The sequence below is a fragment of the Sphingobium sp. PNB genome, assembly GCF_019873065.1.
Lineage (GTDB): Bacteria > Pseudomonadota > Alphaproteobacteria > Sphingomonadales > Sphingomonadaceae > Sphingobium > Sphingobium fuliginis.
In genome coordinates, this window is record NZ_JAINEZ010000020.1 from 16,530 (window position 1) to 43,468 (window position 26,939).

Here is a 26,939-nt window from a genome sequence, read left to right on the forward strand (position 1 = left end):
CAGAATAAGCAAGACAGCGGAGAGGTAAGAACATGGTCAAGATGCTGATCGACGGGGCGCTGGTCGATACCGCGCGCCACATGGACGTCATCGATCCGAGCGACGAGAGCGTCGTGGCGCAGGTGCCCGACGCCGGCGTGGCGGAAGTTGAACAGGCGGTCGCCGCCGCGAAGCGCGCCTATCCCGCCTGGCGCGACGCCACGCCCGAAGCGCGCGGCGCGGTGCTGGCGGCCATGGCAAAGGTGGTCACCGACAATGTCGAGGAGCTGGCCGGGCTGCTCATTCAGGAAACCGGCCGCCCGATGGCGCTCGCCCAGTTCGAGATCGCGCATCTCGCCGCGGGCTATCTGAATTACTATGCTGGCCTGCGGATCGAACCGGAAGTGCTGATCGAGGACGAGACGCGCCGGGTTGAACTGCACCGCAAGCCGCTGGGCGTCGTGGCCGCCGTGGTGCCATGGAATGCGCCGGTGTTCATCGCCTGCAACAAGATCGCGCCGGCATTGGCGGCGGGCAACAGCATCGTCGTCAAGACGGCACCCTCGACCCCGCTCACCACGCTGCGGCTGGGTGAATTGTTCAAGGATGTCGTGCCGGCCGGCGTCGTCAACATCCTGTCGGGCGGCAATGAGGCGGGCGCGCATCTGGTGTCCCATCCCGATGTCGCCAAGGTCACCTTCACCGGATCGACCGGCACCGGCCGCAAGATCATGGAGGCGGCGTCACCGACCCTGAAGCGCCTGACGCTGGAGTTGGGCGGCAATGACGCGGCGATCGTGCTGCCCGATGCCGATGTGAAGGCGATCGCGCCCGCCATATTCGCCTTTGCCTTTTTCAACAGCGGGCAGGTCTGCGCGATCATCAAGCGGCTTTATGTGCATGACAGTCTGTACGACGCCATGTGCGCGGAGATCGCGGCCTATGCGGGCGGATCGACGGTCGTCGGCGGCCGCGACCCCGAAGCGCAATTCGGGCCGGTTCAGAACAAGGCGCAATATGACAAGGTGCTGGACTATCTGGCGGGGGCCAGGGCCAGCGGCACGATCATAGCCGGGGGTGAATTGCCCGAGGGCCGGGGCTATTTCGTGCCGCTGACGGTCGTGCGCGACGTGGCGGAAGGCGACGCGATCGTCGACGAAGAACCCTTCGGTCCGATCCTGCCGATCATCCGCTACAGCGACATCGATGATGTCGTCGCCCGCGCCAATGCCTCCTCCTATGCGCTGGGGGGATCGGTCTGGTCGAGCGATCCCGAAGCGGCGGCGAAGGTCGCGCTGCGGCTGGAAAGCGGTAGCGTCTGGGTGAACCAGCATTGCGCGCTCGATCCGGCCATCCCCTTCCCGGCGAACAAACAGTCGGGCTACGGCGTCGAGGGTGGGCTGGAAGGCCTGTATCCCTACACCGCGCTTCAGACCCTCAACATCGCGAAGCCGGCATGAGCATCCTCGAAACGCTGTTTTCCGTTGCGGGGAAGACCGCCGTCGTCACTGGCGGGGCGAAAGGGGTGGGCGCGATGATCAGCCGCACTCTGGTCGAGGCCGGTGCTCAGGTGCTGATCGTCGGACGCGAGGCGAAAGCGGGGCAGGCATTTGCGCAAGGTCTGGAAGGAGCAGGTCAGGCGACCTTTCTGGCCCATGATCTGGGCACCGCAGCCGGGGTGGAGACTGCTGCTGCTGACATTGCCGGGCGTATTTCCACGCTCAACATCCTCGTCAACAATGCGGGGATGTTCAGCGCTGGCGCGATGGAGGATGCCAGCGCCGATCAATGGGACCGCGAACTGGGACTCAATCTGAGGGCGCCCTTCTTTCTGGGACAGGCGTTGCTGCCGCAGCTCAAGGCGGCGGCGATCCCGGGCGATCCGGCGCGCATCATTTCCATCGGCTCGATTGGCGCCCTCTGGGGTCGCAGCAGCAACGGCGCCTATGCCTATGGCGCGAGCAAGGCGGCGATCCATCAACTGACCCGCATGATGGCGTCGGACCTGACCGCACAGGGGATCACCGTGAACGCCATCGCGCCGGGTTTCTTCCCCAGCGACATGACCGACGGCTTCTTCGCGGCGGTGCCGGGGCTGAAGGATCAGGTGGTGGCGGGCATTCCCGCCGGACGGCTGGGCGCGCAGGAGGATATCGGCGGCGCGGTGCTGTACCTTGCATCACGCGCGGGCGCCTATGTTTCGGGGACCGTGCTGCCGGTGGAGGGCGCGCTGTGGCAAGCATGAGCAAAGCGACCACCATCGCGCTGCTGGAACGCAGGCCCGACATCTCGCGCGATCTCTTCTCGCGTTACTGGCGCGACGTGCATGGTGTGATGGCGGCGCGCATCCCCGGCTTCGAAAGCTATGTCCAGCATCATGTGGCGCCGCTGGAGGACATGGGGTCAGCCATCGTCGAACCCTTTGAGGGGATCGCCGTCGTCACCTTCGCCAATCCCGGCGACCGCGACGGGCTGATCCACAGCCCCGTCACCAGCCATATTCACCGTGACGAGCAGAATGTCTTCCGCCGCGCCCTGCTTTATAATTTGGAGGCGGATGCGACATCGATTTTCGGCGATGCCGATCGATTGGCGTTGGACAGCTATTTCCTCGTTTTGCCTCTGGAGGTGGGGGGTATCGAGGTCGCGAAAGGTCTGACGCGCGATGGAGCTATCATGGTGGCGTTCCATGATTTATCTGGAGCCGATCCGGCCGGCTGGAACGATACCGATGTCGAAGAGGGGGGAGCCAGCCGGCTGTTCGGCGCCGTCATTCAATGCTGGTGGTCCGACTTGGCTCTCGCTCGCGCCGCGCTTGCCGATGCTGTCCGGGTCAGCTTGGGCCGGATCGCCTGCTATCGAACCGATGAACGCTATCTGATGGTGGAGCAAGGACGTCCTACGCTGATTGGCTTGCGCGGTCTGGATGCGGTCCGCACGATCGAAGAGGCAGGCGCTGTCAATCAACGCGAACCTGAAGTCTTGCGCGCCATTTATGGCGCTGTAGCAGGCTGACCTCGCCCTCCTTCTACAGGCGCCCACGCATGGCGATCATGGAGGCCGACCTGATCTGCTGCAGGTAGAATTCGAAACGGTGAGGCGCGAGAATGCCTTGGCCCAACTTGAACACCGCATTCCATAAATATATTCATAATCAATAGGTTGTTCGAACGAGCAAGATCCTTAGCGCCACATGGGAGCTTTGCGCGTGAGGGCAGCTTATGCGGTTGGATTTTCGTGGATGTTGGCTGGCAGAGCGACGCCGGCGGCCTGGAACACCGCGCCGACCATGCCGGCCGTAGGTGTCCAGATTGTGATGTCCTTGCCGTCCTTGTGGAGGGTCACTTTCTGCAGACGGTCGAGATCGTTGAGCAGCGGCTGCCATTCCGGCTTCAGGTCGCGGGCCGCGCAGAGCCGGGACAATTCATGGGATAGTAGCAAGGCCATGAACGAGCAGAAGACATGGCCGCGGATGGCTGCGTCGGATTGATGGAACACGGGCCGCGTGTCGTAGGTAAGCAATGTCGCTTCTGATGAGACTCTGTGGCCACCGAATCATGGGGTGGGGAAGCGAGATCGTGATCGCGCGGAAAGAGCCAAATTGCGGGGGGCAAAACTTTCGCTAAGGGAGCGGGCTGTAGCGCTCGCCAAAAAAGGCGACGAAATTCGGACCAAAAACTTCGCGAATATTGGTGTCCATCGCTACTACTTGGCTCGAATGTGTGACGAAGGATTACTCGTGAAGGTCGGCTATGGGCGCTACCGCGCAACTCCTGGCTAGTGCTCATGACATTTTCTTGCCTCTGGCAGATTTTGATTTTTGGCGGTCTGTAGTGCGCGTACTCGGTCATTCAACATCACACCATCGTAGAGGCTTCCTCGCCCCCGTCGATCATGTCGCCGGCGCCGAAGAGCATGTCTGTATGCGCGGCGCCCGGTGCGATCATCGGATAACAATTGTCGCGTTTCGCGACGCGGCAGTCCACAAACACCGGCCCGTCATGCTCACCTCGACCGCCCAGCCATGCAGTTCCCATGCGTCGAACCGGGCCGGCACGCGACGGAGCGCATCGCGTCGGCTATCATACCAGGGCCAATAAACCAGCGAATTCGGCGCATGAACGAGTTGGCCAGCGTGCCGCTTGGTCGCCGCCTCTTTCGGCCTATTGCTTTGCGCGGGTCGAGAAGGATTTCGAATGGCGCAACCTGCCGCCCTGCCATCTTTACCGGGCATATGGCCCGCTCTAGCGGGATCGGCCGTTTCAGTCGGCGACCTGCGTGACCTCCGCGATCAGTTCGAGAATCTGCCCCGCATGCTCCTTACGGCAGATGAGGAGGTCGGGGAGATAGACATCGGCCTGGTTATAGATGAGCGGCGACCCATCGATGCGCGAGCAGTGGAGGCCATGGCCGAGCGCGACTGCCACGGGTGCCATGGAGTCCCATTCATATTGCCCGCCCGAATGGAGGTAGATGTCAGCCTTGCCCAGGACGATGGCCATGGCCTTGGCCCCGGCGCTGCCCATGGGGACCAACTCGGCGCCCAGCCGTTCCGCCACCGCGACCGCTTCGGCGGCGGGGCGGGTGCGGCTGATCACCATGCGCAGCTTGTCCGGCGCGGGTGGAACCGGGCGCGGCTGGTCGGAACGCAGCAGCGTGCCGCCCTCCAGACCCGGAAGCGCCACCGCGCCGATCGCGGGCTGGCCGTCGATCGCCAGGCCCACATGCACCGCCCAGTCGGCCCGCGCTTCGCCATATTCGCGGGTGCCGTCGACCGGGTCGACGATCCATACCCGGCTCATCGCGAGACGGTCGGGATTGTCCTTCTCTTCCTCCGACAGCAGCCCGTCCTCGCCCCGCACTTCGCGCAGCGCGTGGCAGACGAACTGGTTGGCGGTCTGGTCCCCGGCCTTGCCCAGCGCCTTGGCGCTGAACAGGCCCGAGGCGCGTACCTCCAGCAGAATGCGTCCGGTAACCTCTGCCAGATGCGAGGCGAGATCGGCATCACTCATGGTTTTCGGATCAAGCGGAGTGCTCATGGGATCAGCCTTGCGATGATGGCATCGGCAGCCTGTTCAGCCGACATGTTGGTGGTGTCGATGTGGATCTCGGGGTCGTGCGGCGCTTCATAGGGGCTGTCGATGCCGGTGAAGTTCTTGAGGTCGCCGGCCCGCGCCTTCTTGTAAAGGCCCTTGACGTCGCGCGCCTCGGCATCGGCCAGCGGCGTGTCGATATGCACTTCGACAAACTCGCCCGGCTGCATCATCTGGCGCACCATCTCGCGCTCGGCGCGGAAGGGCGAGATGAAGGCGGTGATCACGATCAGCCCCGCATCGGTCATCAGCCTGGCCACCTCGCCCACGCGGCGGATATTCTCCACCCGGTCGGCATCGGTGAAGCCCAGGTCCTTGTTCAGCCCATGGCGCACATTGTCGCCGTCGAGCAGGAAGGTGTGGCGGTTCATTCTGGCGAGTTTCTTCTCGACCAGATTGGCGATGGTCGACTTGCCCGCGCCCGACAGCCCCGTGAACCACAGCACGGCCGGCTTCTGGTTCTTGAGGTTGGCGTGGAAGTCGCGGCTGACGTCGGTCGCCTGCCAATGGACATTCTGCGCCCGCCGCAGCGAGAAGTGCAGCATCCCCGCCGCCACCGTGGCGTTGGTGATCTTGTCGATCAGGATGAAGCCGCCCAGCGCGCGGTTCGTCTCATAGGCTTCGAACACGATCTGCCTGTCGGTCGACAGGTTGGCGACGCCGATGGCGTTCAGCTCCAGCGTCTTGGCCGCCAGATGCTCCATTGTGTTGACATTGACCTGATATTTGGGGTGCTGGACGGTGGCTGTCACCATCTGCGTGCCGATCTTGAGCCAATAGGGGCGGCCGGGCAGCATCTCCTCATCCGCCATCCAGACGATGGTGGCCTCGAACTGGTCGGCGGCCTGGGGCGGATTGTCCGACGCCGCGATCACATCGCCGCGCGAGCAGTCGACCTCATCGGCAAAGCAGAGCGTCACCGACTGGCCCGCGATCGCTTCGTCGAGATCGCCGCCCAGCGTCACGATGCGGCTGACCGTGCTGGTCTTGCCCGAGGGCAGCACGCGGATGGCGTCGCCCTTGCGCACCGTGCCGCTCGCGATCTGGCCACTGAAACCGCGGAAGTCGAGATTGGGGCGGTTGACCCACTGCACGGCCATGCGGAACGGCTTTTCCTGATCGGAAACCTGATCGACCTCGACGGTCTCCAGATGCTCGATCAGCGCCGGTCCCTTATACCAGGGGGTGTTGGCCGACGGGCCGGTGATATTGTCGCCCTTGAACCCGGAAATGGGCATGGCCGTGAAGGCCTTGATGCCGATCGAATTGGCGAACTCGGTATAATCCTTGACGATGCCGTCATAGACCGCCTGATCATAGTCGATCAGGTCCATCTTGTTGATGGCCAGCACGATGTTCCTGATGCCGATCAGATGGGCGAGATAGCTGTGCCGGCGGGTCTGCGTCAGCACGCCCTTGCGCGCGTCGATCAGGATGACGGCGAGGTCGGCGGTGGACGCGCCGGTCACCATGTTGCGGGTATATTGCTCATGGCCCGGCGTGTCGGCGACGATGAACTTGCGCTTTTCGGTGGCGAAGAAGCGATAGGCGACGTCGATGGTGATGCCCTGTTCGCGCTCGGCGGCGAGGCCGTCGACCAGCAGGGCGAAATCGATCTCCTGCCCCTGGGTGCCCACGCGCTTGCTGTCGGCCTCCAGCGCAGCCAGCTGATCCTCGAAGATCATCTTGCTGTCATAGAGCAGGCGGCCGATCAGCGTCGACTTGCCGTCGTCCACCGAGCCGCAGGTGATGAAGCGCAGCATCGTCTTGTGCTCATGCACCTTGAGATACTGGTCGATGTCCTCGGCGATGAGGGCGTCGGTCTTGTAGATGACATCTGCGTCCGACATCAGAAATAGCCCTCCTGCTTCTTCTTTTCCATGCCGGCACCGCCAGCATCCTTGTCGATGGCGCGGCCCTGCCGTTCCGATGTGGTGGTGAGCAGCGTCTCCTGAATCACCTCAGGCAGCGTCTTGGCCTCGCTCTCGACCGCCCCGGTCAGCGGATAGCAGCCGAGCGTGCCGAAGCGGATCGAGCGTTCCACTGGCACCTCACCGGGCGCGAGCGGGAAGCGCTCATCATCGACCATCAGCAGCATACCGTCACGCTCCACGGTCGGGCGCTTCGCGGCGAAGTAGAGCGGCACGATCGGCACGTCGTTCAGATGGATGTACTGCCAGATGTCGAGTTCGGTCCAGTTGCTGATCGGGAAGACGCGGATGCTCTCGCCCTTGTTCTTGCGGGCGTTGTAGAGATTCCACAGCTCCGGCCGCTGGTTCTTGGGGTCCCAGCCATGCGAAGCGGTACGGAAGGAGAAGATGCGCTCCTTGGCCCGGCTCTTCTCCTCGTCGCGGCGCGCGCCGCCGAAGGCCGCGTCGAAGCCATAGAGGTTGAGCGCCTGTTTCAAGCCTTCGGTCTTCCACATGTCGGTGTGCAGCGGGCCATGGTCGAACGGGTTGATGCCGCGTTCCTGCGCCTCGGGATTGTGATAGACCAGCAGTTCCATGCCGCTCTCGCGCGCCATCCGGTCGCGCAGCTCGTACATCGCCTGGAACTTCCAGGTCGTGTCGACATGCAACAGCGGGAAGGGTGGCGGCGAAGGGTAGAAAGCCTTGCGCGCCAGATGCAGCATCACCGCGCTGTCCTTGCCCACCGAATAAAGCATCACCGGCTTCTCAGCCTCCGCTACAACCTCCCGCAAGATGTGAATGCTCTCCGCCTCAAGACGCTCCAAATGCGTCAGCCCTATCCGTGGCTCTTTGATCATGAATTTCCTGCCGATAGCAAATGGACACTATCTGCTCGGTAGCAATATAAGGTGTCGATTCCGAGCTATCGATCAGCATTCAAAGTGCCAAATGGATAGCGATTCCGTCATGGACAGGCTGGTACGCTCGTAGCCGGTCCGAGTGATGGTAACAGTAACATCTTGGGTATCTATCGTCAAAAATATGAATATTTTTCGCAATCGTGTATCAGGGAAATCATCTGATTATATTTTTGGAACCAGAAGAGATCCTCCGATAAATCAGCTTCTCCTGATAAGGTTGATCGCTTATCATCACGATAATCCGGAGAAAAGAGAGCGCAGGGCAAGGGCCGATATGTCGATAAGACCTTATGATGCTGCCCGCCATGCTGAGGGCACAAGCCTGGACTTCATATTCCCGCAGGAATTCGAAACGTCTCTCGAAGCGGCCAAGGCTACAGTTGGTGCGCGCTTTGAAGTCCGGCGGTTTTTCTGGCGGGAACGGAACGAGATAGTCTTCACGCCGCCGTGCAGCTATTTCGAGTTGACCCGCTTCTCGTCCGTGGGCCGATATCTCGCTTCTGCCTGCGACTTTTGCGAGCAGGGCGAAGTGCGCTTTTATCCGGCCGCGCGTCCGTTCCAAATGCATTGGCAGGAACGCGAGCAAAGATCGCTATTTTGCAGAATAGATATTCCCGCGATTACCGGATTGCCGATGGAACTTTCCGATCAGCAACTGCGCGACACCATAGACATGCGCAATCCCCACGTCAGGGCACTGCTTCTAAGGGCGCAGCAGGAACTGGTGGCGCCGGGGCTGTGTTCGCAACTCGTTCTGGATTCGATCAGCGTCGGGCTTGCAGCCGAAATGGTGCAGCAATTCGGCCCGGAAACGCAAGCCGAATTCACCAGTCGCCGGACGTTCGACCAGCGCTATCTGGCCGGCCTTGTCGCACATATCCGGGAGCAGCCCGGCAGGGTCGAGATCGGGCAGTTGGCGGCGGAACGCGGCATCAGCGTCCGTCATTATGAACGCCTGTTCCGCGCCGCGACGGGTGAAAGTCCCGCAGCCTTTTGTCGCCGTCATATGCTCGCTCTGGCGAAGGACCTGCTGATGGACCGATCGCTTCTGGTCAAGGAGATTGCCTATCGCTGCGGTTTTGCCAATACGGCAAGCTTCAGTGTGGCCTTCCGCCAGATAGAAGGGTGTTCGCCGCAGCAGTTCCGTGACCGGCTCTTGATCCACTGAGCGCCCATTAGTTTAGCCGCAATTTTCGACATCTGTTTGCGATAGGCGACATCGAGGCCGCCTGCGCTTTTCATCGGTGTCCGGACCAGTCATCCTGCCCAGAACAGTCGTCAGATCGGTTTGAGAGAGGATGGCAATGACATTTGGATTTCCGGACGCGGACGCGCTGCTGGCGCAATATCCGCTGCCCGATTATTTACGGGACAATGTGAGGCCGGGGCTGGAGCAACTGCTCGCCTCGATGGCGGAAGACCGGGCACTTAACGCCAATGGCAATGCCCGGGCGCTGCATATCATCGCCGATGACTTGTCCCGGCTGAAGGCGATCGCCGACGACCGGGCGCGTTATCCCGACATTGCCGATGTCGAAATCAGGCAGCCGCTTTTCATCCTCGGCCTCCCCCGATGCGGCACCAGTTTCCTGCATGCCCTGATGGAAGGCGACCTGCAGATTCGCACGCCGCTGATGTGGGAAGTGGCCGAGCCATCGCCCCCGCCCGAAGCCGCAACCGCCGATACGGACCCGCGCATCGCCCGGTTCGATGAGCATCTGCGCGCGCAACTCGGCGGTGATGCCGACGAATTGCTCAAAGCCCATCCGCTCGGCGCCAAAATCCCGCAGGAATGCGGATCGTTCATGACGACCTCCTTTCAGAGCAGCAATCCGTGCATGTTCCAGCATCTCCCGCGCTTCTAAGACTGGTTCAAGGGCATCGACGCGACCTTTCGCTACGAGGTCCACAAGATGTGGCTTCAGCATCTGGGCTGGCGGCATCCCGGCAGGCATTGGGTACTCAAGATTCAGGAGCATATGTATAAGCTCCCGGCGCTGCGTAGCGTCTATCCCGATGCGGTCTTCATCCAGCCGCATCGCGACCCGACCACCGTCATCGCCTCCATCTCCCAACTGATCAGCGTCATCCGTGGGCCATCCTACGACCAGCTCGACCTGCATGCGCTGGGCGCCGAATTCCTGCAACTCTGGTGGGACGGGGTGAAGTGCTGCATGGATTATCGCAAGGCGCATCCGGACCTGCCGATTTACGACATGCGCTACAAGGATCTCGTCGCCGACCCGGTCGCGACCATCCGGGCCGCCTATCACCATTTCGGCTGGGATTTCACGCCGGACTCGGAAAAAGGCATTCTGGGCTGGCTGCGGGAGAATCCGGCGGGCAAGCATGGACATCGCAGCTACACGCTGGCCGATTATGGCCTGACCGCCGAACAGGTGAGCGACAGGTTCGCCGAATATATCGAGACCTACCATGCCTATCTCTGAAACCTCTCCATGGCGCGCGTGGCTGGAGCGGATGGCGGGGGCGGAAAGCGTGCTGGACAGGCTGGCCGATCCCGGCGACCCGCAGGCCCGGGCCGAGGTCCATCGGCTGTTCTTCGCCATCCTCGCCACCGGCTATCAGACGGCCTTCGCCGATCCCGATCATCCCGATTTCGTGCCGTCGGTCAGCAGCATCCTCAACACGGTAGGAGTCAATCCCGACTTCATCTATGGCGCGGCGCGGATCGACGGCAGCGGCGTCTACAGATTGTCTGGCACGCGCGGGGACGGGGTTTTCGTGTTCCTTGATCTGGTCGCGGGCGGTCTGGGACCGATGGAGGATCTGGGGCCTTCGGTGGGCATGATCGATCTGGATGCCTGCACATTGGGCCCCGACGGAGTGTTCGACATCCTGTTGGGCGGCGAGCGGCCGGAGGGGCATGCGGGCGACTGGTTCCCGCTCGACCCGCGCGCAGTCACCATCGGCCTGCGCCATGCCTATTATGACTGGGGCGCGGGGCGCGATCTGCGCATCGCGATCGAACGGGTCGACCGGCGCGTCGGCGGCGGTCCGGTGCCCGCGGCCGAGATCGCCCTTCGGCTCGATCGCCTGTCGGCCTTCGTCGAACGCTATGCCGCATTTGCCCTGGGCTATGGCCAGCGGCAGCGGGCGCAGGGCTTCGTCAACAGGCTGGAATATGACGACTGGGCCGGTCGCGGCGGCGTTGCCGGGCAGCATTATTATCAGGGCATCTTCCGGCTGGAACCGGGGGAGGCGATGATCATCGACACGGCGGTGCCCGATCAGGTGCGCTACTGGAACGTGCAGCTCAACGATCCGCTGTGGAACACGATCGACTGGATCAACCATCAGAGCAGCCTCAACGCAGCGCAGGCGCGGCTCGACGGCGACGGCCGCTTCCGCGCCGTCATCGCACTGGACGATCCGGGCGTGCCCAACTGGCTCGATCCGGCAGGCCGCAACGAAGGGTCGCTGATGCTGCGCTGGACCGGCGCGAGTTCCGGGCCGGAGCCAACGCTCAGGATCGTGCCCGCGGCAGAGCTTCGGTCGCATCTTCCCGGCGACACGCCGCTGGTCACGCCGGAGCAGCGGGACGAGACGATCCGTCACCGCCGGCGTGGCGCGCAATGGCGGCGGCGCTGGTGACGGGATCGACCCCATCCGGCGAAAGGTTGGCCGCGTCGTAATCACCGATATGACAGGCGTTCAGCGCGGCATTTTTTGATCCCGCCGACGCCCCGTTTTGGAAAGAATATGCGGATGGACTTCGCAGGCAAGGTCGTACTGGTCACCGGCGCCGGGTCGGGCCTGGGCCGCGCGGCGAGTCTAGCCTTCGCGCGGGAAGGCGCGGCACTGTGCCTTGTCGGGCGCAGCCGGGCCAAGCTGGAAGAGACCGGGCGGTTGATCCGCGACGCGGGTGGCCGATGTGCCGAACTGGCTTGCGATCTTGGCGAGCCGCGTGGCTGTAGGGAGGCCATCGAAGCGGCGATGACGGCATTCGGCCGGCTGGACGTTCTGTGCAATATCGCCGCCGATGTCATGTTTCACCGCTTGTCCGACATCAAGGAGGAGGAATGGCACCGGACCATCGCCTCGAACCTGTCCGGTCCCTTCTTTCTCATGCAGGCGGCCATGCCGCACCTCATCGAGAGCAGGGGTAATATCGTCTGTGTGGCCTCGACCGCCGGTTTCATGGGGCAGGCCTATCTGGCGCCTTATACCGCCTCCAAATTCGGACTGGTCGGTCTGACGCTGTCGCTCGCGATGGAGATGATGGACAGTCCCGTCAGGATCAACATCCTCTCGCCCGGCCCGATGCGGACGGAAATGACGCAGGGCATGTCCTTCCCCGATTTCGCCGATCCCCGGCTGCTCGCGCGCTACACGGGCATGCGGCCGCCCTGTCCGCCAGAGGATGTGGCCGAGCCGCTTCTGTTCCTTGCGTCCGATCGCGCGCGTCATGTGCATGGCGCCTGCTGGGCGGTCGACGGCGGCATTACCGCCGGCTAGGCAGCGGCTCTATCCGCCGATGGGATAGAAGACCGACTTTTGATTTTGATATTCGTGCAGCCAGTCCGGACCATATTCCCGTCCGATGCCGGAGCGCTTGTAGCCGCCGATCGGTGCATAGGTCATCCGCCCGGTCCCGCCATTGAGCATGACGCTGCCCGCACGGATTTGCATCGCCATCTCATAGCCCTTGGCGGCGTCGGCGGTTTCGATGCCGCCATTCAGGCCATAGCGGGAATCGTTGGCGATGCGGATCGCCTCTTCGTCGCTATCGAAACCGATGACACAGCCAACCGGACCGAACACCTCTTCCTGGGCAATCGTCATGCTGTTGTCGACATCGTCGAAGATCGTGATGTCCGTGAAGAAACCCTTGTCGAGGCCCACCGGACGCCCGCCGCCATGCACGATCCTCGCCCCCTCGTCGCGGCCGATGGCGATCAGCCTTTCGACCTTTTCCCGCTGGGACTCGCGGATCAGCGGCCCCATCGCCACGCCGGGATCGGCAGGATCGCCGATCCTGAACTGGCTGGCGATGGCGCAGGCGGTTTCGACGAACGCCTTCCTGATGCTGTTATGGACGACGAGGCGCGTGAGCAGGGCGCAACCCTGGCCCGCATTGACCGACAGCACCGCGACCGCCATGCCCGCGGCGCGGGCGACGTCGGCATCCTGACGGACGATCAGCGCGGACTTGCCACCCAGTTCGAGGTGCACGCGCTTCAATGTGGGTGCGGCTTGCGCCATGATCGCGGCGCCGACCCCTTCGGAACCTGTGAAGGTGACGAGGTCGACGCGCGGATCGCTGGTCAGGGTCGTGCCAACCTCCGGTCCACCGGTCACGATGTTGAGCACGCCTTTGGGCAGGCCGATCTCTTCGGCAATCTCCCCAAACAACAGCGCGGAAAAGGGCGTGAAGGGCGACGGCTTCAGCACCATCGTATTGCCGGCGAGCAACGCGGGCACGATCTTCGCCAGATTGATGAGGAAAGGGAAATTATAGCCGGTGATGGCTGCGACGACGCCCACCGGCTCGCGAACCACGGTGGTCCCGCCTATTTTCTTCGGCCCGTCGAGGTTGAAGGGATCGGGGGTGATGTCGATGGGCAGGCGGACGCTGTCGTCGCGCGTCGAATGTTCGACGGCGGCCAGCAGATGGTCGAGCGGATTGGCGACCTGCATGCCCTGGGTGATGCCCTGCGAACAGCCGACTTCCGCGACGATCAGCGCCGCGATCTGCTGTCTGCGCGCATCCAGTGCGGCATGCATCCGGCGCAGACATGTCGCGCGTTCGGACATGGCCATGCGCGGCCAGATGCCCGTGTCGAACGCATTGCGCGCGGCCGCGATCGCGGCCTGCACGGCGGCGGCATTGCCCACCGGCGCGCGGCCGATGACCGCTTCGGTGGCGGGATTGATGATAGCGTCGCGTTCGCTCCCGCCATCGACCCAGGCGCCATCGATATACAGCTTGTCGAATGCGGTGAAAGGCACGGTCATATGGCAGGGTCCTGACTGGGCCGCAGGATCATGTCCGCGGCGTTGAGCGCGATGGCCATGGCCGGCGCATTGGTGTTGCCCGACACGATGGTCGGCATGATGGAGGTATCGACCACGCGCAGGCCGGTGACGCCGCGCACGCGAAGTTGCGGGTCGACGACGGAGGCTTCATCCGCGCCCATGCGGCACGTCCCGCAAATGTGGAAGGATGTGCCGCCCAGGGCCATGGCGTTGGCCAGAATGTCCTCGTCCGCCTCTATGCCGACGGTCTTGCCTGTTTCCTCGACGATCCAGTCCTTGAGCGCGGGCTGTTGCGCAAGGCGGCGGAGCCAGCGAAACAGGGCGACGAAATGGCGCCGGTCGGCATCGGTGGCCAGATGATTGGCGTCGATGACCGGCGGGACATCCGGATCGGCCGAGCTTATCCTGACATGGCCCTGGCTGTCGGGCCGCATATAATAGGCGATGACGGTCATGCCGGGATAGGGGTCAAGAGCCACCGCCCCCTTGTCGTCCGTGTGAAAGGAATAGAGGCCCATGCCGATCTGCGCGTCGGGCCGGTCGAGCGTGGCATCGGTCTTGACGAAACCGCCCACTTCATGCGCCGCATGGGTCAGCGGACCTTTCGACCCGAAGGCATAGCGCAAAGCCGACATGATGAGGCCCAGGCCGGACAGTTTCTGGTTCAGGCTGTTCCCCCGAACCCTGTAATTGAAGCCCAGATAGCGATGTTCGCGAAGGTTGGCGCCGACGCTGGGCGCATCGAAGACGATCGGGATGCCGAGCGATTCGAGCAGGGCGCGGGGACCGATGCCCGACAATTGCAGCAGCTTGGGGCTCTGCACCGCGCCTGCGGAGAGGATGATCTCCTGCCGTGCCGCGACCTCATGCACGCCATCCTTGTTGCGCAGCAGGATGCCGCTCGCCCGCTGCCCGTCGAACAGGATGCGCAGGACGTCGGTACGCGGCACGACGTCCAGATTCGGCCGGCCTCGCACGGGCTTGAGAAAGGCGCGGGAAGCGGAGAAGCGCTTGCCGCGATAGGTAGATGTCGGCTGATAGGCCGTGCCGCCCTCGGACACGGCCGGCATGTCGTTCATGTCATCCACCCGTTGCGTCCCGGCCTGCTCGGCGGCGGTCAGGAACGCTTCGCAAAGCGGGTCGCCGGAAGGGTGGACGCTGATCTTGAGCGGGCCGCCGGCGCCGCGCCATGCCTTGGCGCCCAGCGCATGGTCCTCCAGCGTGACGAAATGTTGGCCCATCCTCTGCCAGCCCCAGCCGGTGCAGCCTGCCGCTTCCCAGCCGTCGTAATCGGCCGGAGCGCCCCGGACATAGACCATGCCGTTGACCGAACTGGACCCACCCACCGCGCGGCCCTTCAGCCATATTTCCTGGGGTGCGTTCCCGCCGGGCGAAACGGCGTAATCCCACACATGGGGATTGCCCGGCGCCAGCAGCTTGCCGATGCCGCGGGGCATGGCGATCAACGGGCTGCTGTCGTCCGGTCCCGCCTCCACCAGCAGAACCCTGACGGTCGAGTCGGCCGACAGACGATTGGCCAGCACGCAGCCGGAAGAACCCGCTCCCACGATGATATAGTCATAGCAATCAGCCGGCATATTCGCTCTTTTGTCGGGCATGCCGCGATGGAACAGCAATGCTGGCCCTGGATGACCTGCCGGACGGCAGGGTGGCGTTGTCGGAGGTGAGAGTCAGCCGAAAGCCAACGGCAGGCCGGGCACGTCCCAATCGAAGCATATGACCTTGCCGGAACTGCCCAGCGTGACGAAGGCCACGCGCCCGTCCGCGCCGCCAAAGCAGATATTGGTCGTCAGGAAGTCACCGGTTTCGATCTGCTCGGGCGTTCCGCCTTCCGGCGGGAAGATCAGTATCGCGCCCTTGCCCGGCGAGGCGCAGCAGATGCGCCCTGCGCTGTCCACGGCCAGACTGTCGAGATATTGACCGGGACCGGCCCGGCCGACGATGCTGTGCCCGTCCGGGGAGGGCGACGCCGATTTATCGATCACGCCGGGTGCCGACAACCGATAGCGCAGCAGATGCGCCTCATAGGTGAGGGCGACATAGAGAGTGCGTCCATCGGGCGAGAGGCCGACGCCATTCGCCCCGTCCAATGGTCCGGCGGCCAGCCGGATCTCCGACCCGTCCGCCCTGGCGTAATAAAGCGCGCCCCGCATTCGCGCCGCGCCGCGATCCCTGCCGAAATCGGTAAACCAGAAGCCCCCCTCTGCATCGAAGACAAGATCATTCGGTCCCCAGAAGGGCGTTGCTTCGGTGGATGCGTACAAGGTTTCGAAAGCGCCGCTGGCCGGATCGACGACCTGGATCATGCCGGGCGGCGTATCGAGAGGCGCCTCGATCGGCAGAAGCCCGCCATCTGGCAGGGTCATTGTGCCGAAGCCGCCATTGTTGCAGACATAGATGCGCCCGTCAGGACCGATCGCCGCACCATTGGGACCGCCGCCCAGATCGGCCATGGTGGTGCGTGCGCCGTCCGGGCCAAGGCGGGACAGGCGGCCGCCGAGCACCTCCACCAATATCAGGCCGCCATCGGGCTGCGCGATCGGTCCCTCGGGCATCAGCAGTCCGCTTGCAAAACAGGTCATCTCGTCCTCTCCCATTATGACCGACGGCATCTGCGGACCGTGCGCCACCCTCAAATCTGATGGATATTGGCATGATCGGACATCGGACCCACCTTTCGACAGGTAATTGAAGGCGCGAATTGGCGTCTTATCCGCCGCATACCCGATCCACGGGGAAAATGCCGAGGGGATAGCGACGTGGCTCGCAGGCAGATTTGCATAGGCGACAATCCGGAAAGCGCGGTCGGCGGCAGGAACTGACCGGCGGCAGGCGGCAACGACCATATTGCCAACCTACAGAAGCGGAAGGCCGGCAACAGACCGGCTCTCAAACAGTACGGTCATCCATTGGCCATCAGGGAGAAGAAGAATGAAGGGAATACGGGGTTTCATACTGCCATTGGGCCTGTTGCTGACGACATCCGAGGCGGCATTGGCGCAGTCGTCCACCGCCGCGCCGCAGGAAGGCGCTACCAGCGACATCGTGGTGACCGCGCGCCGCACCGCCGAGAATATTCAGGAGACGCCGGTTTCCGTCGTGGCTTTCGGGGCGGATTCGCTGCGGCAGGCCAATATCCGCGATACACAGGATCTGTTGATCAAGACGCCGGGCGTTTTTCTGGCCGGGTCGGGCGGGCGCGAAAACACCAATTTCTCCATCCGGGGTCAGTCCAAGGCGCTGGCCGGCAACAGTGCGCCGGGCGTCATCAGCTATTTCGCCGAAGTGCCTTCCCCCACCACAGGTTCCAGTATCCCGACCTACGACCTGTCCTCGGTTCAGGTGCTCAAGGGGCCGCAGGGGACGTTGTTCGGCCGCAACACGACCGGCGGCGCGATCCTCTATTATCCGACTGCGCCGGACTACAAGCTAGGGGGATATGCCAAGGCGTCCTACGGCAATTACGACGCCCGGCTGTTGGAAGCTGCGGTCAATATACCGCTGACATCGGATACGCTGGCCATCCGCATTGCCGGTCAGATCCAGAAGCGCGACGGCTGGACCAAGAATATTGGTATCGGCGGCGATCCCGACGATCTCAACTCGCGTGCGATCCGCGGATCGATCCTGTTCGAGCCGAGCGCCGCGTTTCGCAACACGGCCATTGTCGACTATTATCACAATGACGCGGTCGGCGGCGCGTCCGTGTTGACCGATGTCCTGCCCGGTCCCAACGGGCTGACGGCGACGGGCACGGCCAATGCAGCGCTGGTCCAGTTGGCGTTGCAGCGCGCACGCGGCCCGCGCGTGATCAATTCGGACGTCGATGCGTTTGAAAGGGTGAAGCGTTTCGGTATTACCAACCGGACTGAATTCGATCTGTCCGACGACATCACTTTCCTCAATATCTTCGGCTATCGGCACACCAAGATCGACTATTATTCCAGTGTCGACGGATTGCCGACATTGATCGCCGACGGCAGCGGCGCGATCCCCGCCGGGCTTCCGGTGACAATCGTCGGCGGCCGTCAGACATCCGATGTTCGGCAGATCAGCGACGAAGTGCAGGTGAAGGGATCGGCACTCGGCAATCGCCTCGACTGGCTGGTCGGCGCCTTCTACCTTGACAGCAAGCCGCTCGGGCCGTCGGGCACCTATATTCCCGTCTTCATCCTGCCCGGTATTACCGATGCGCGCTTCAACTACAGTTTCTACAGCGAAAAGAGCCGGGCGCTGTTCGGCAATGTCAATTATGAGATCGCGGACGGGCTGCACGTCAATCTGGGCGTGCGCCACACCTGGGACAAGATCGAGGCCTGCGTCGGCGGCGGACTTAATAACCAGCCCGTCGTCTCGCCCGAAGAATGCGCGGACGGGGGGGGCAACTATCCGCAATTCGAGCGTCAACAAGACTTCGTCCAAGGCGCTGACCTGGCAGCTGGGCGTCGACTGGAAGGCGTCGGATGCGATCTTCCTCTATGCGGTCACGCGCCGGGGCTATCGCGCGGGCGGAATCAACAGTCCCACGCTGGCCGGCAGGCTGGCGCCGTTCCAGTCCTTCGCCCCGGGAAAGGTGACGGATGTGGAGGTCGGTATCCGCTCCGACTTCACCATGGGCGACGTCAAGTTCCAGCTCAACGCGTCGCCTTTTGTCGGCTGGTATAATAATGTGCAGGTGCCGATTTCCGGCCTCAATACGCAGGCAAGTTGCAGCACGACGGCCGCCGGTGGCACGAACCCGCCAAAATCACCGGACGGCGATTGCGATGCCAGCAATGATCCGAGCGGCGGGACGCTGCTCGTCAATGCCGGCAAGACCCGTGTTGCGGGCATCGACCTTTCGACCCGGATTCAGCCGACGTCGACATTGTCCTTCGACGCGGGGGCGACCTTCCTCGACCTCAAGTCGCGGTCGCTGACGGTGCCTGCCGCACTGCAATCCTATCTCGCAGCGCTCAAGGTGCCGTTCAATCTGGTCGCGAAGACGACGGTGACCGCCGGGCTGCGCTGGACGCTGCCCGTACCGCGCTCGCTTGCGGAAACGGTGGTCAGCATGGACTATTACCATTCGAGTAAAGTCCGCTCCTCCGATCAGGTTCTGCCCGCCTATGATCTGGTCAACGGACGGCTGGACCTGAACGGCGTGGGCGGCAGCAATGCCGACATCAGCTTTTTCGTGCGCAACCTGTTCGACAAGAAATATCTGGCTTCGAGCAATGTCGGATCAGCCGCGCTTGGCATATTCAGCGGGTTTTATGGAGTCCCGCGCACCTATGGCGTGGAGGTTCGCTATCGGTTCGGCGACTGACCGCAAGAGTTGAGGACGGTGCGTCAGTCTCGTCCTGTCCGCAAAGGCCAGCGCGGCCCAACGAAGGCGGATGACGCACCGGCCATAATGGACAGGGCAGGATTATGGGGAGGACCATCGATGGCGCAGACCGAAGCCGATCAGGATCAGGCCGAAAGCCGCGAACAGCTCAGCCGATGGCTTGAGGATGTGCTGGGCTGTTCTGAGGTCGTGCTGGAAAAGCAACGGCGCTGGCGCCCGGTCTGGCGTGCCAGCGCTCAGCAGAACGGTGTGAAGCGCGACTTTCTGCTCAAAGGCGACCGCACCTGGCCGACCCATCCCTATCCGCTCGATTATGAAATGCGCATGCAGCGGGCGCTGCATGAAAATGGCGTCCCCATTCCCGCCATATTGGGCATGTGCGACCAGCCCAACACCATCGTGATGGAATGGATAGAAGGTGGGCGGGACCCCGGCCTGGTTCAGCAGGCGATCGAAAGCGCATCGGTCATGACCGAAGATCGGTGGGCCGCATCCCTGCGCTATATGGAGATATTGGCGGACATACATCGTCTTCCAAGTCGCCCCTTCGTCGAAGGGGGAGCCTATTTGCCGCAGGGGCCGCGGGAGATTGCCCTGCACAATTTCGAACGCTTTCATGCCATGACGGCAGAGCAGGGCATCACCGATCCGCTGCTGGAATTTTGCGCACGCTGGCTGCGCCGCAACTATCCCCGACATCGGGAATCCATCTCCTTCGTCACGGGCGATTGCGGCCAGTTCCTTTCGGACGGCGCCCAGGTCACCGGCATATTGGATGTGGAAATCGGTCATCTGGGCGATCCCATGCGCGATCTCGCCTGCTTCCGGGGGCGCCATCCGATCGAGAATATGGGAGACGTCGCCGCATTGTTCCGTCACTATGAACGCGTGATCGGTGTGCCGCTCGATTATGACGCAATCGCTTATCACACCGTCTCTTTCCTGGCCGAAGCCATTTATGGCCCCCTGTTCGGGCTTCACGAAACGGGACGCGGCGGCGATTGGGTCGAGGCGGCGGTGCAGGTGCCGATGATCGGACGGCGCTGTATGGAGGCGCTTGCCGAGATAATGGGTGTGACGCTCGATGACATCGTGCTCCCACCGCCCGCCGCCGTCGATCAGAACGATCTGGCGCTCCAGAAATTGCAGGCGGAGATCGAGCGCCTGCCGGAAAGCGCATCGTTACAGGGTTGGCAACGCAACATCCTCGCCTCCATACCGCACTATCTCCGGGATCAGCTTCGCTATCGGGACTGGCTGCGGGACGAGGATGGCAAGGATATCGAGGCGCTGCTCGGTACAGCCTATGTCGATCCGGCCCAGGGTGAGGCCGCATTGATGCGCTTCATCGAAAAGAGCACGCCTGCCGATGACGTCGCCCTGGCGCGTTTTTTCCACCGAAGGACGCTGCGACATTGCCTGGTCATCGCGGGGCCTGACGCGCCCGCCGATCATCTGGTTCTGGTGCCCATGGAGCCGTTGCGGCGGGATTAGGCGTGTGCCCTTCCCTGGTAAATCGAGCATCCCGGCAGGAGAGTTTGGCCAGCCAAAGGGGCGGCACCTATCCGACGATATGTGCTTCGTCCCGCAGATTGAGCGATCAGGGAGTAGCTGGTCTGGGCAATCAGTATGGGCCTGCCCAATCAGTATCTACGGATCGTACTAAGATAAAATATTATCTGAAAATATAATAATATAAAAATAGATCATTTCGGTCAATAAATAGAAACAGGTCGTCATGAATTAAATATAGTCACCACAGGAGGGGATGAAATGGGTAAGATGTTCCGGGTAATCCTTATGACCGGCGCCGCGTGGAGCGCGTGCGGTGTTGCTATAAGCCAGGCGGCAGAAGCGGTTGAGCAAAGCTCCAGTGGCGACGACAATAGCGTGGTGCGCGATATCATCGTGACGGCGCGCCGGACTTCGGAGAATCTTCAAACAGTTCCCGTGGCCGTCACGGCGCTTGATCCGACCGCCCTGCTTGAACGCCAGATTGTGGAAGTCGCGGATGTGGGCCGGGCCGCGCCGGGTTTGTCGGTTCAGTCTGGCGGCACCGGGAACGCGTCCCTGATATATCTCGCCATCCGGGGTAACGCTCAGAACAGTCCCAACTCATTTTCCGATCCTGCGGTCGGCATCTATGTCGATGGCGTTTATTATGGACGACCCATTGCCGGCAATCTGGGCCTTCTCGACCTGGCGTCCGTCGAAGTCCTGCGCGGTACCCAGGGAACATTGTTCGGACGCAATACGACAGGCGGCGCCCTGAACATGACAACCGTTCAGCCGGACGGACATTTCGGCGGCTATATTACCGGTCGTATCGGCAATTATGAGAGCTGGTCGATCGAATCCGCGCTGACTTTGCCGATCGCCGGCGACGAATTGTCGTTACGTCTGGCGGGGCGCTATGGTGAGCGAGGTAAAGGCTTCGGCCCGAACCCCATCAGAGGAGTTGATGCGGCGCGTATCGATCATGACATCGCGGCCCGCGCCACGCTGAACTGGGAACCTTCGGCGGTCCCGCTGACGGTCTCCCTGTCGGCCGACTGGGCTGACATCAAGGATACTTACAATAATGTCGCTCTGCTTGGTATCAATCCGGCAGGTCCGGGCCTCGCTCTTTATTCCAATCAATTTGATCTTGCCAGCTTCCTGCAAACCCAAAGTCGTTTCTACACTACATATAATGACCCCAACACGGGTAACCCCAACATCGATACGCCCTTCAATTACAACAAGACATGGGGGCTTCGTGCGACGATAGAATATGATCTGGGGGATTTTAAGGTAAAGTCGATAACAGCCTATCGGGAGGCGGAAACCGGGGACGGCACCGATCTGGACGGTACGCCCGCCAAGATCGCGTCCTATGCCAGCGACTATTCCCAGAAACAGCGCAGCGAGGAACTTCAATTCTCGGGTACGTTGGGGGAATTGGAATTCATTCTTGGTGCATTCTATTTCAAGGAATCGGGCGACGAACAATCCCAGTCCCTCGTTTTCCAGGACACCGATTTCGGATTCAACCTTGCGCCCGCCAACACCAATCTCGCCACCTATAAATCAGAGTCCAAGGCCTTGTTCGCCCAAGCCAATTACAACCTCACCGAACGGTTGCGGGTGACGGGCGGATTTCGCTATACTTGGGACAAACGCTCTATCAACCGCATGGGCTATATTGGTGGGATACCAGGCTTTTCCGGTTCGTTCGTGTCGAACGGCCGGTTGATCACGCTTCCGCCGACGGGTCTGTGCGCCGTGGGCGCCAACGCCAATCTCGTCCCGCCCGGCCCCAATTGTACGGACCCCGTGGCCGCCAAATTTGATTATCCCGCATGGCTGGTCAGCATCGACTATGAACTGGGGAATGGCAAATTCGTCTATGCGAAGACGGGCGGTGCCGCATTGGCTGGCGGTCTTAATTCACGGCCGACTCCGCCCGACGCCAGTTCCTTTGCGCCGGAAAAGGTCAAGGATGCCGAAATCGGGTTCAAGGGCGACTTTCTCGACAGGCATTTGCGGACCAACCTTGCAGGCTTCTATATCTGGCGGAACGGTGCGCAGAATATCGTCAATGCTCTGGTCGGCGGCAATCTGACGCAGTTTGTTCAGAATGCGGGCGATGTGAGAGCTTATGGCGTCGAGTTCGAAGGCACTCTCATTCCCTGGCAGGGCATGGAAGTCAGCGGTGCCATATCCTGGCTGAAGGCGAAATATGCCGCGGGATCATTCACTGCGGCAGGGCTGGGCGGCACGGTTGATCGGAGCGGTGAAATTGTTCCGCGCGCGCCCAGATGGACCTGGAACGTCGGCGCCACACAGCGCATTCCAGTCAGAGGCGGCGAAATCGCGTTGCATGCCGACTATGCCTATACCTCAGCCGTCTATCAGGACTATGCCACCGCTGATCTGACGGCTCCGGCGCTTAACGACGGTGTCAACGACGCCGCAGAGCGCGCCGCGGCTGTCAGCTTTATCAACACGCAGAACAGCTTCAGCCGGCTCAAGGCCTATGGCGTGTTGAACGGCAGTCTCAGCTTCAAGCTGGAGGACGGCATGGAGTTCACCCTGTGGGGGCGTAACTTGACCCGGGAGAAATATTACAACGCCATCTTCAACGGCTATGGCACGTTCGGTACCGCGATCGGTTTTACCGCGGCGCCGCGCACATGGGGGGCAACGGTCTCTTACCGTTTTTGACATAAGCGCCGATCAGGTGAGGCGGCGATGTCCGCCTCACCTGACCGATATGATCCGGTCATCGCAATCTACTCGTAGGGGACGGAACCCTATCTTTCGTCAGGGGGCTGATGGCCCTTTTTCTGTGTAACTGCCAGATGAAGAGATGCGCAATTATTCCATTATTGCGAAAATTCAGGATCGTGGAATGGATGTCAATCAATCGGTCGATAATGGAGACAAGGCTTTGGTGATATTGCAAAGCCTGATCTGTTACTTGCGGGAAAAGAACATTCTTTCGCGGTGCGATATCGAAGAATTGTGCGAGCGAGTGGAAGCGCGTTCCTATATCGAAAAGGAATTGCCCTGTGATCGGGGGCAGGCGGTGGCCGCGGCAAAGGACATGCGCGATCTGGATGAATATTGTGGCAAGCGATATGGTGGGAAACGGCGTCGCTGCCTGTGACGGGCAGTTCGACAAATCCTTGATCCACCCCCAGCGGCACCGGGCGAATATGTCCACAGCGCGACATCTGTCCTGCCGGCGATAGTGCTGACGGCGGCATGCGACGCTGCATTGGCATAGTCCTCAGGAAGGTCGTTATAACGGATTTGGACGAGTGATGCACAATCCTTCATCCATGGATGCTACGCAGCGGGCCACACCCTATGAAATGACGTCTTCGGCGAACAGTCGATCGCTTTTGTCCTGGACAATTGTCGCGCTGTTTCTTCTGAATTGTCTGAATTATATCGATCGCCTGCTGTTTTCGGTCGCGCAGGAAATGATCAAGGTTGACCTGCACCTCAGCGATTTTCAACTGGGCCTGATTGGCGGACCGGCTTTCGCCATACTCTATACGCTTTTCAGCTTCCCGATCGCACGGGCGGCGGACCGTGGCCGACGGGTCGGGATCATTGCCTTTTCGCTGATGCTGTGGAGCGTCATGACGGGCTTTTGCGGGATAGCGGCCAATTTCCTCCAGATGCTTGTCGGGAGAGCCGCCGTCAGCATCGGCGAAGCGGGATGCACACCAGCGTCCCACTCCCTGATTTCCGATGCATTCCCCGCACAGCGCCGGACGACTGTCATTGCCATTTTCGGGGTGGCCGGCCCGGTCGGCGCCATTGTCGCCGCAGTGGCCGGGGGCGCTCTCATTGCCGCCTATGGCTGGCGCACAGCCTTCCTCCTCTGCGGGATGGCCGGCATAGTCCTGGCCCTGCTGTTTCGCGCCACAGTGCCGGAACCGCAGCGGAGCCAGCCGCGTGCCGTCCATGCGGCATCTTTCATCGCTACGGTCCGCCAGTTGCTCGTCCGGCGCAGCTTTGCCCTGGTGGCGATCGCGGGTGGCATTGCCGGGATCGGCAGCTATGCCAACCAACAATATATGGTGTCCTTCCTCATGCGCGGACATGGCCTATCCCTGGCAACCGCATCGCTGCTGATGGGGCTGGTGATCGGGGGCGTGGGCATTATCTTCACGCTTATCGGCGGACCGTTGATGGATTTCGGAAGGCGGCGCTATCCACGGATCAAGGCGTGGCTGCCGTCCGTCGGCTTGCTCTGGTGCGGGTCGCTCTATGCCGTCGCTTTCCAACTGCCGACGGTCGGTCTTGCCGTCGCGCTGATGGTGTTCGCCTCGATGGGGCAGCATTTCTACATGCCCGCCATGTATGCGCACGGGCAGGACGTCGCGCCCCCGCATATGCGGGCCACGGCGTCGGCCATCATCATCGCCACAAGTTCCCTGTTGGGCTATGGTCTGGGGCCGCCGCTGATCGGCCTTGTCAGCGACATATTGGGGGAAGCCGCACGGGTGTCCGCAGGCCTCAGCCTCGCCGACTGCGTAAAGCGGCCGGTCGCGGCCTGTGAGGCCGCCAGCGCGCAGGGGTTGCGCTTGTCGCTCAGCTTCGGATCCTGCTTCTTCATCCTTGCCGCCGGCCTGTTCGCGCTGGCGGGCCGATGGATGTTGGCCGATGTGAACGATCATGATCAACCCTGACTTGCCATCCGCGGCCAACTGGCAAATAATAGCCCGGCCCTTCCAGGTCGGGACCAGACTCGACCGATGGCAAGGAGGTTGAGGATGCAGAATGCAATCGGCACTGATCTGCCCCTGTGCGCGCCGCGCACGGCGTCGCATTTTCATGTCGAACGACAAGTTCACGCCAACGGAATTTTTGCCGACATTCGGCACTTCGGCTGGACCCAGAGCAGCCGCGCGGTTTACCAGCCCGATTCCTATTATCTGGACTTTTCCATCGGTCCGCGCTGTACCAATTCGCGCTTTTTCAGCGCCGACCGCCGGCTTGCCGACCCGCCGGGCGATATTGTTTTCCTGCCCAAGGGCGGCGCCTTTTCGGCGTTGAGCGAACCGGGCGAACACAGCCTGCTGTGCCTGACATTTGAAAATGAACGGGCGATGCAACTGTTCGAGGATGACAGTTTGGCTGATTTGACGCCCTGCCACGATGTGCAGATCGGTCGGGTGCGTCAGGGGCTTGCGCGCCTGCTGGAAGAGTTGCGCAACCCCGGTTTCGGACAGGACATAGTGCTGGAGAGCATGGCTCTGCTGCTGGTCGTCGAGCTGTGCCGGCATTTCCGGCAGGCCCCGGAGGACGACCGCAGCGGCTATGGACAAATGCCGGGCTGGCGGTTGCGCCGGATCAAGGACAGGATCGAAGCCGAACTGTCAGGAGATTTGTCGGTCGCGGACCTTGCGGCGGAAATTCGCACCAGCCCCCGGCACCTGATCCGGACGTTCAAAGCGACCACCGGCACTACCCTGTCCGATTATATCGCCGGTCGCAGGATCGCCCATGCGCAGCAACAGCTCGCGCGGGACGATGTGCTGATCAAGGTGATTGCCGGCAATTGCGGCTTCCAGAGCGCCGCAGCCTTTTCCGCCGCTTTCCGCAAGGCCACCGGCATGACTCCACGCGAATTTCGGGAAGAACGCGGCGCCGGTCGATAGGCTGCTTTTGCCGTTCAGTCCGTCAACATGGCTGCGGTCAATCTGGCGATCCTCCAGCGTCCGTCGATTTTGCTCAGCGCGCCTTGATAATTGGCGAACATGATGGCCCGGCCGCCATCGTTCCAGTCCGTCACGAGGCCGGAGGCGCCGACATGGGCGGCGTCATCGGATGGGCTTGCGTCGATCATGATGTCGGTGATCTGGTGGCGCCATTTGCCGCCGCTCCTTTCCGCGAGCATCGCGGGCATTCCGCCCAGTTGCCTTGCACCCTGGAGGGTCATCTGGCCGATAATCTCGAAGCAGCCATCCTCTGCGAATAGGTTCACCCATTCGGCCGCCCTGCCGTTATCCACATATTGGCAATAGCGCGCGAACAGATCGTAAATGTCGAGCCGGTCCTCTACGCTCAGTCCCATCGGTTCATCCTCCTTGTCTGCATAGAGATGGCATTGGCCGCAGGCCCCGCCTTTCGCGGGCGCCAAGCGGCCACGTCCCCTGCACCATGCTGCGGCCGCGATGGCAGCGCA

The 26,939-nt window shown here is 62.1% G+C and carries 21 protein-coding genes and 2 pseudogenes; 15 read left to right on the forward strand and 8 right to left on the reverse strand.

Annotated features, from left to right (window positions below; all coding sequences use genetic code 11):
- Nucleotides 1-32 precede the first annotated feature (32 nt).
- Genes K7W03_RS09240 through K7W03_RS09250 form a run of 3 tightly spaced genes read left to right on the forward strand, consistent with a single transcriptional unit; the run spans nt 33 to nt 2,994 of the window.
- Complete coding sequence (locus tag K7W03_RS09240; protein WP_176597930.1) at nt 33-1,439, forward strand: aldehyde dehydrogenase family protein; 1,407 nt, start codon at nt 33-35, stop codon at nt 1,437-1,439.
- Nucleotides 1,436-2,224: an SDR family oxidoreductase gene (locus K7W03_RS09245; RefSeq protein WP_176597931.1), complete on the forward strand. Its 789-nt coding sequence runs from the start codon at nt 1,436-1,438 to the stop codon at nt 2,222-2,224. The genes K7W03_RS09240 and K7W03_RS09245 overlap by 4 nt, the downstream gene beginning before the upstream one ends.
- Nucleotides 2,221-2,994, forward strand: a complete 774-nt coding sequence (locus tag K7W03_RS09250; RefSeq protein ID WP_176597932.1) for an EthD domain-containing protein — start codon at nt 2,221-2,223, stop codon at nt 2,992-2,994. Before K7W03_RS09245 ends, K7W03_RS09250 begins: the two co-directional genes overlap by 4 nt.
- Before the next feature lie 204 nt (nt 2,995-3,198).
- On the opposite strand, the gene K7W03_RS09255 is transcribed toward K7W03_RS09250, so the two are convergent.
- Nucleotides 3,199-3,501: a ubiquitin-like domain-containing protein gene (locus K7W03_RS09255; RefSeq protein WP_226869964.1), complete on the reverse strand. Its 303-nt coding sequence runs from the start codon at nt 3,499-3,501 to the stop codon at nt 3,199-3,201.
- A gap of 40 nt (nt 3,502-3,541) precedes the next feature.
- On the opposite strand from K7W03_RS09255, the gene K7W03_RS28325 reads away from it, so the two are divergent.
- Nucleotides 3,542-3,760, forward strand: coding sequence for a type IV toxin-antitoxin system AbiEi family antitoxin domain-containing protein (locus K7W03_RS28325; protein WP_369806000.1), 219 nt, complete (start codon nt 3,542-3,544; stop codon nt 3,758-3,760).
- Nucleotides 3,761-4,241: 481 nt separating this feature from the next.
- Here K7W03_RS28325 and K7W03_RS09260 read toward each other — a convergent pair whose 3' ends face one another.
- The 3 genes from K7W03_RS09260 to cysD are packed head-to-tail and all read right to left on the reverse strand — an operon-like array spanning nt 4,242 to nt 7,839.
- Nucleotides 4,242-4,991, reverse strand: coding sequence for a 3'(2'),5'-bisphosphate nucleotidase CysQ (locus K7W03_RS09260; protein WP_222886161.1), 750 nt, complete (start codon nt 4,989-4,991; stop codon nt 4,242-4,244).
- 23 nt (nt 4,992-5,014) lie between these two features.
- On the reverse strand, nt 5,015-6,922 hold the full coding sequence (gene cysN / locus K7W03_RS09265; RefSeq protein WP_222886132.1) for a sulfate adenylyltransferase subunit CysN: 1,908 nt from the start codon (nt 6,920-6,922) through the stop codon (nt 5,015-5,017).
- The gene (gene cysD, locus K7W03_RS09270; RefSeq protein WP_222886133.1) at nt 6,922-7,839 is read right to left on the reverse strand and encodes a sulfate adenylyltransferase subunit CysD; all 918 of its coding nucleotides are present in this window, start codon (nt 7,837-7,839) and stop codon (nt 6,922-6,924) included. The genes cysN and cysD overlap by 1 nt, the downstream gene beginning before the upstream one ends.
- Nucleotides 7,840-8,023: 184 nt before the next feature.
- On the opposite strand from cysD, the gene K7W03_RS27765 reads away from it, so the two are divergent.
- From K7W03_RS27765 to K7W03_RS09290, 4 genes and pseudogenes are all read left to right on the forward strand, one after another.
- Nucleotides 8,024-9,070, forward strand: coding sequence for an AraC family transcriptional regulator (locus tag K7W03_RS27765; RefSeq protein WP_226869966.1), 1,047 nt, complete (start codon nt 8,024-8,026; stop codon nt 9,068-9,070).
- Nucleotides 9,071-9,311: 241 nt separating this feature from the next.
- Nucleotides 9,312-10,352 (forward strand): annotated as a pseudogene (locus K7W03_RS09280) (sulfotransferase family protein).
- Nucleotides 10,339-11,517, forward strand: a complete 1,179-nt coding sequence (locus tag K7W03_RS09285; RefSeq protein WP_226869970.1) for a hypothetical protein — start codon at nt 10,339-10,341, stop codon at nt 11,515-11,517. The pseudogene K7W03_RS09280 and the gene K7W03_RS09285 overlap by 14 nt, the downstream one beginning before the upstream one ends.
- Nucleotides 11,518-11,625: 108 nt before the next feature.
- Nucleotides 11,626-12,381: an SDR family NAD(P)-dependent oxidoreductase gene (locus K7W03_RS09290; RefSeq protein ID WP_226869973.1), complete on the forward strand. Its 756-nt coding sequence runs from the start codon at nt 11,626-11,628 to the stop codon at nt 12,379-12,381.
- A 9-nt stretch (nt 12,382-12,390) separates the two neighbouring features.
- Here K7W03_RS09290 and K7W03_RS09295 read toward each other — a convergent pair whose 3' ends face one another.
- The 3 genes from K7W03_RS09295 to K7W03_RS09305 all read right to left on the reverse strand — a co-directional run bounded on the left by K7W03_RS09295 (nt 12,391) and on the right by K7W03_RS09305 (nt 16,505).
- Complete coding sequence (locus K7W03_RS09295; protein ID WP_222886134.1) at nt 12,391-13,881, reverse strand: aldehyde dehydrogenase family protein; 1,491 nt, start codon at nt 13,879-13,881, stop codon at nt 12,391-12,393.
- On the reverse strand, nt 13,878-15,500 hold the full coding sequence (locus K7W03_RS09300) for a GMC family oxidoreductase (protein ID WP_222886135.1): 1,623 nt from the start codon (nt 15,498-15,500) through the stop codon (nt 13,878-13,880). Before K7W03_RS09300 ends, K7W03_RS09295 begins: the two co-directional genes overlap by 4 nt.
- Nucleotides 15,501-15,593: 93 nt before the next feature.
- Nucleotides 15,594-16,505 carry an SMP-30/gluconolactonase/LRE family protein gene (locus K7W03_RS09305; RefSeq protein WP_222886136.1) on the reverse strand — a complete coding sequence of 304 codons (912 nt, stop codon included), beginning with the start codon at nt 16,503-16,505 and terminating at the stop codon, nt 15,594-15,596.
- A gap of 349 nt (nt 16,506-16,854) precedes the next feature.
- On the opposite strand from K7W03_RS09305, the pseudogene K7W03_RS28330 reads away from it, so the two are divergent.
- The 7 genes and pseudogenes from K7W03_RS28330 to K7W03_RS09335 all read left to right on the forward strand — a co-directional run.
- A pseudogene (locus K7W03_RS28330) lies at nt 16,855-18,177 on the forward strand (TonB-dependent receptor); the annotation flags it as partial.
- Entirely contained in the window at nt 18,176-19,231 is a 1,056-nt protein-coding gene (locus K7W03_RS28075; RefSeq protein ID WP_264319053.1) for a TonB-dependent receptor domain-containing protein, read from the forward strand. The pseudogene K7W03_RS28330 and the gene K7W03_RS28075, both read left to right, overlap by 2 nt.
- A 120-nt stretch (nt 19,232-19,351) precedes the next feature.
- Nucleotides 19,352-20,746 (forward strand): phosphotransferase, encoded by a 1,395-nt coding sequence (locus tag K7W03_RS09315; protein WP_222886137.1) that lies wholly within the window; start codon nt 19,352-19,354, stop codon nt 20,744-20,746.
- 279 nt (nt 20,747-21,025) lie between these two features.
- Entirely contained in the window at nt 21,026-23,458 is a 2,433-nt protein-coding gene (locus tag K7W03_RS09320; protein ID WP_222886138.1) for a TonB-dependent receptor, read from the forward strand.
- A 145-nt stretch (nt 23,459-23,603) separates the two neighbouring features.
- Nucleotides 23,604-23,903 carry a hypothetical protein gene (locus K7W03_RS09325; RefSeq protein ID WP_226869976.1) on the forward strand — a complete coding sequence of 100 codons (300 nt, stop codon included), beginning with the start codon at nt 23,604-23,606 and terminating at the stop codon, nt 23,901-23,903.
- A 208-nt stretch (nt 23,904-24,111) separates the two neighbouring features.
- Nucleotides 24,112-25,440, forward strand: coding sequence for a spinster family MFS transporter (locus K7W03_RS09330; RefSeq protein ID WP_222886139.1), 1,329 nt, complete (start codon nt 24,112-24,114; stop codon nt 25,438-25,440).
- A gap of 84 nt (nt 25,441-25,524) precedes the next feature.
- A complete protein-coding gene (locus K7W03_RS09335; RefSeq protein WP_222886140.1) occupies nt 25,525-26,412 on the forward strand; it encodes an AraC family transcriptional regulator in 888 nt (295 codons plus the stop codon).
- Nucleotides 26,413-26,426: 14 nt separating this feature from the next.
- Here K7W03_RS09335 and K7W03_RS09340 read toward each other — a convergent pair whose 3' ends face one another.
- Nucleotides 26,427-26,894: a nuclear transport factor 2 family protein gene (locus tag K7W03_RS09340; RefSeq protein ID WP_222886141.1), complete on the reverse strand. Its 468-nt coding sequence runs from the start codon at nt 26,892-26,894 to the stop codon at nt 26,427-26,429.
- Nucleotides 26,895-26,939: the final 45 nt, after the last annotated feature.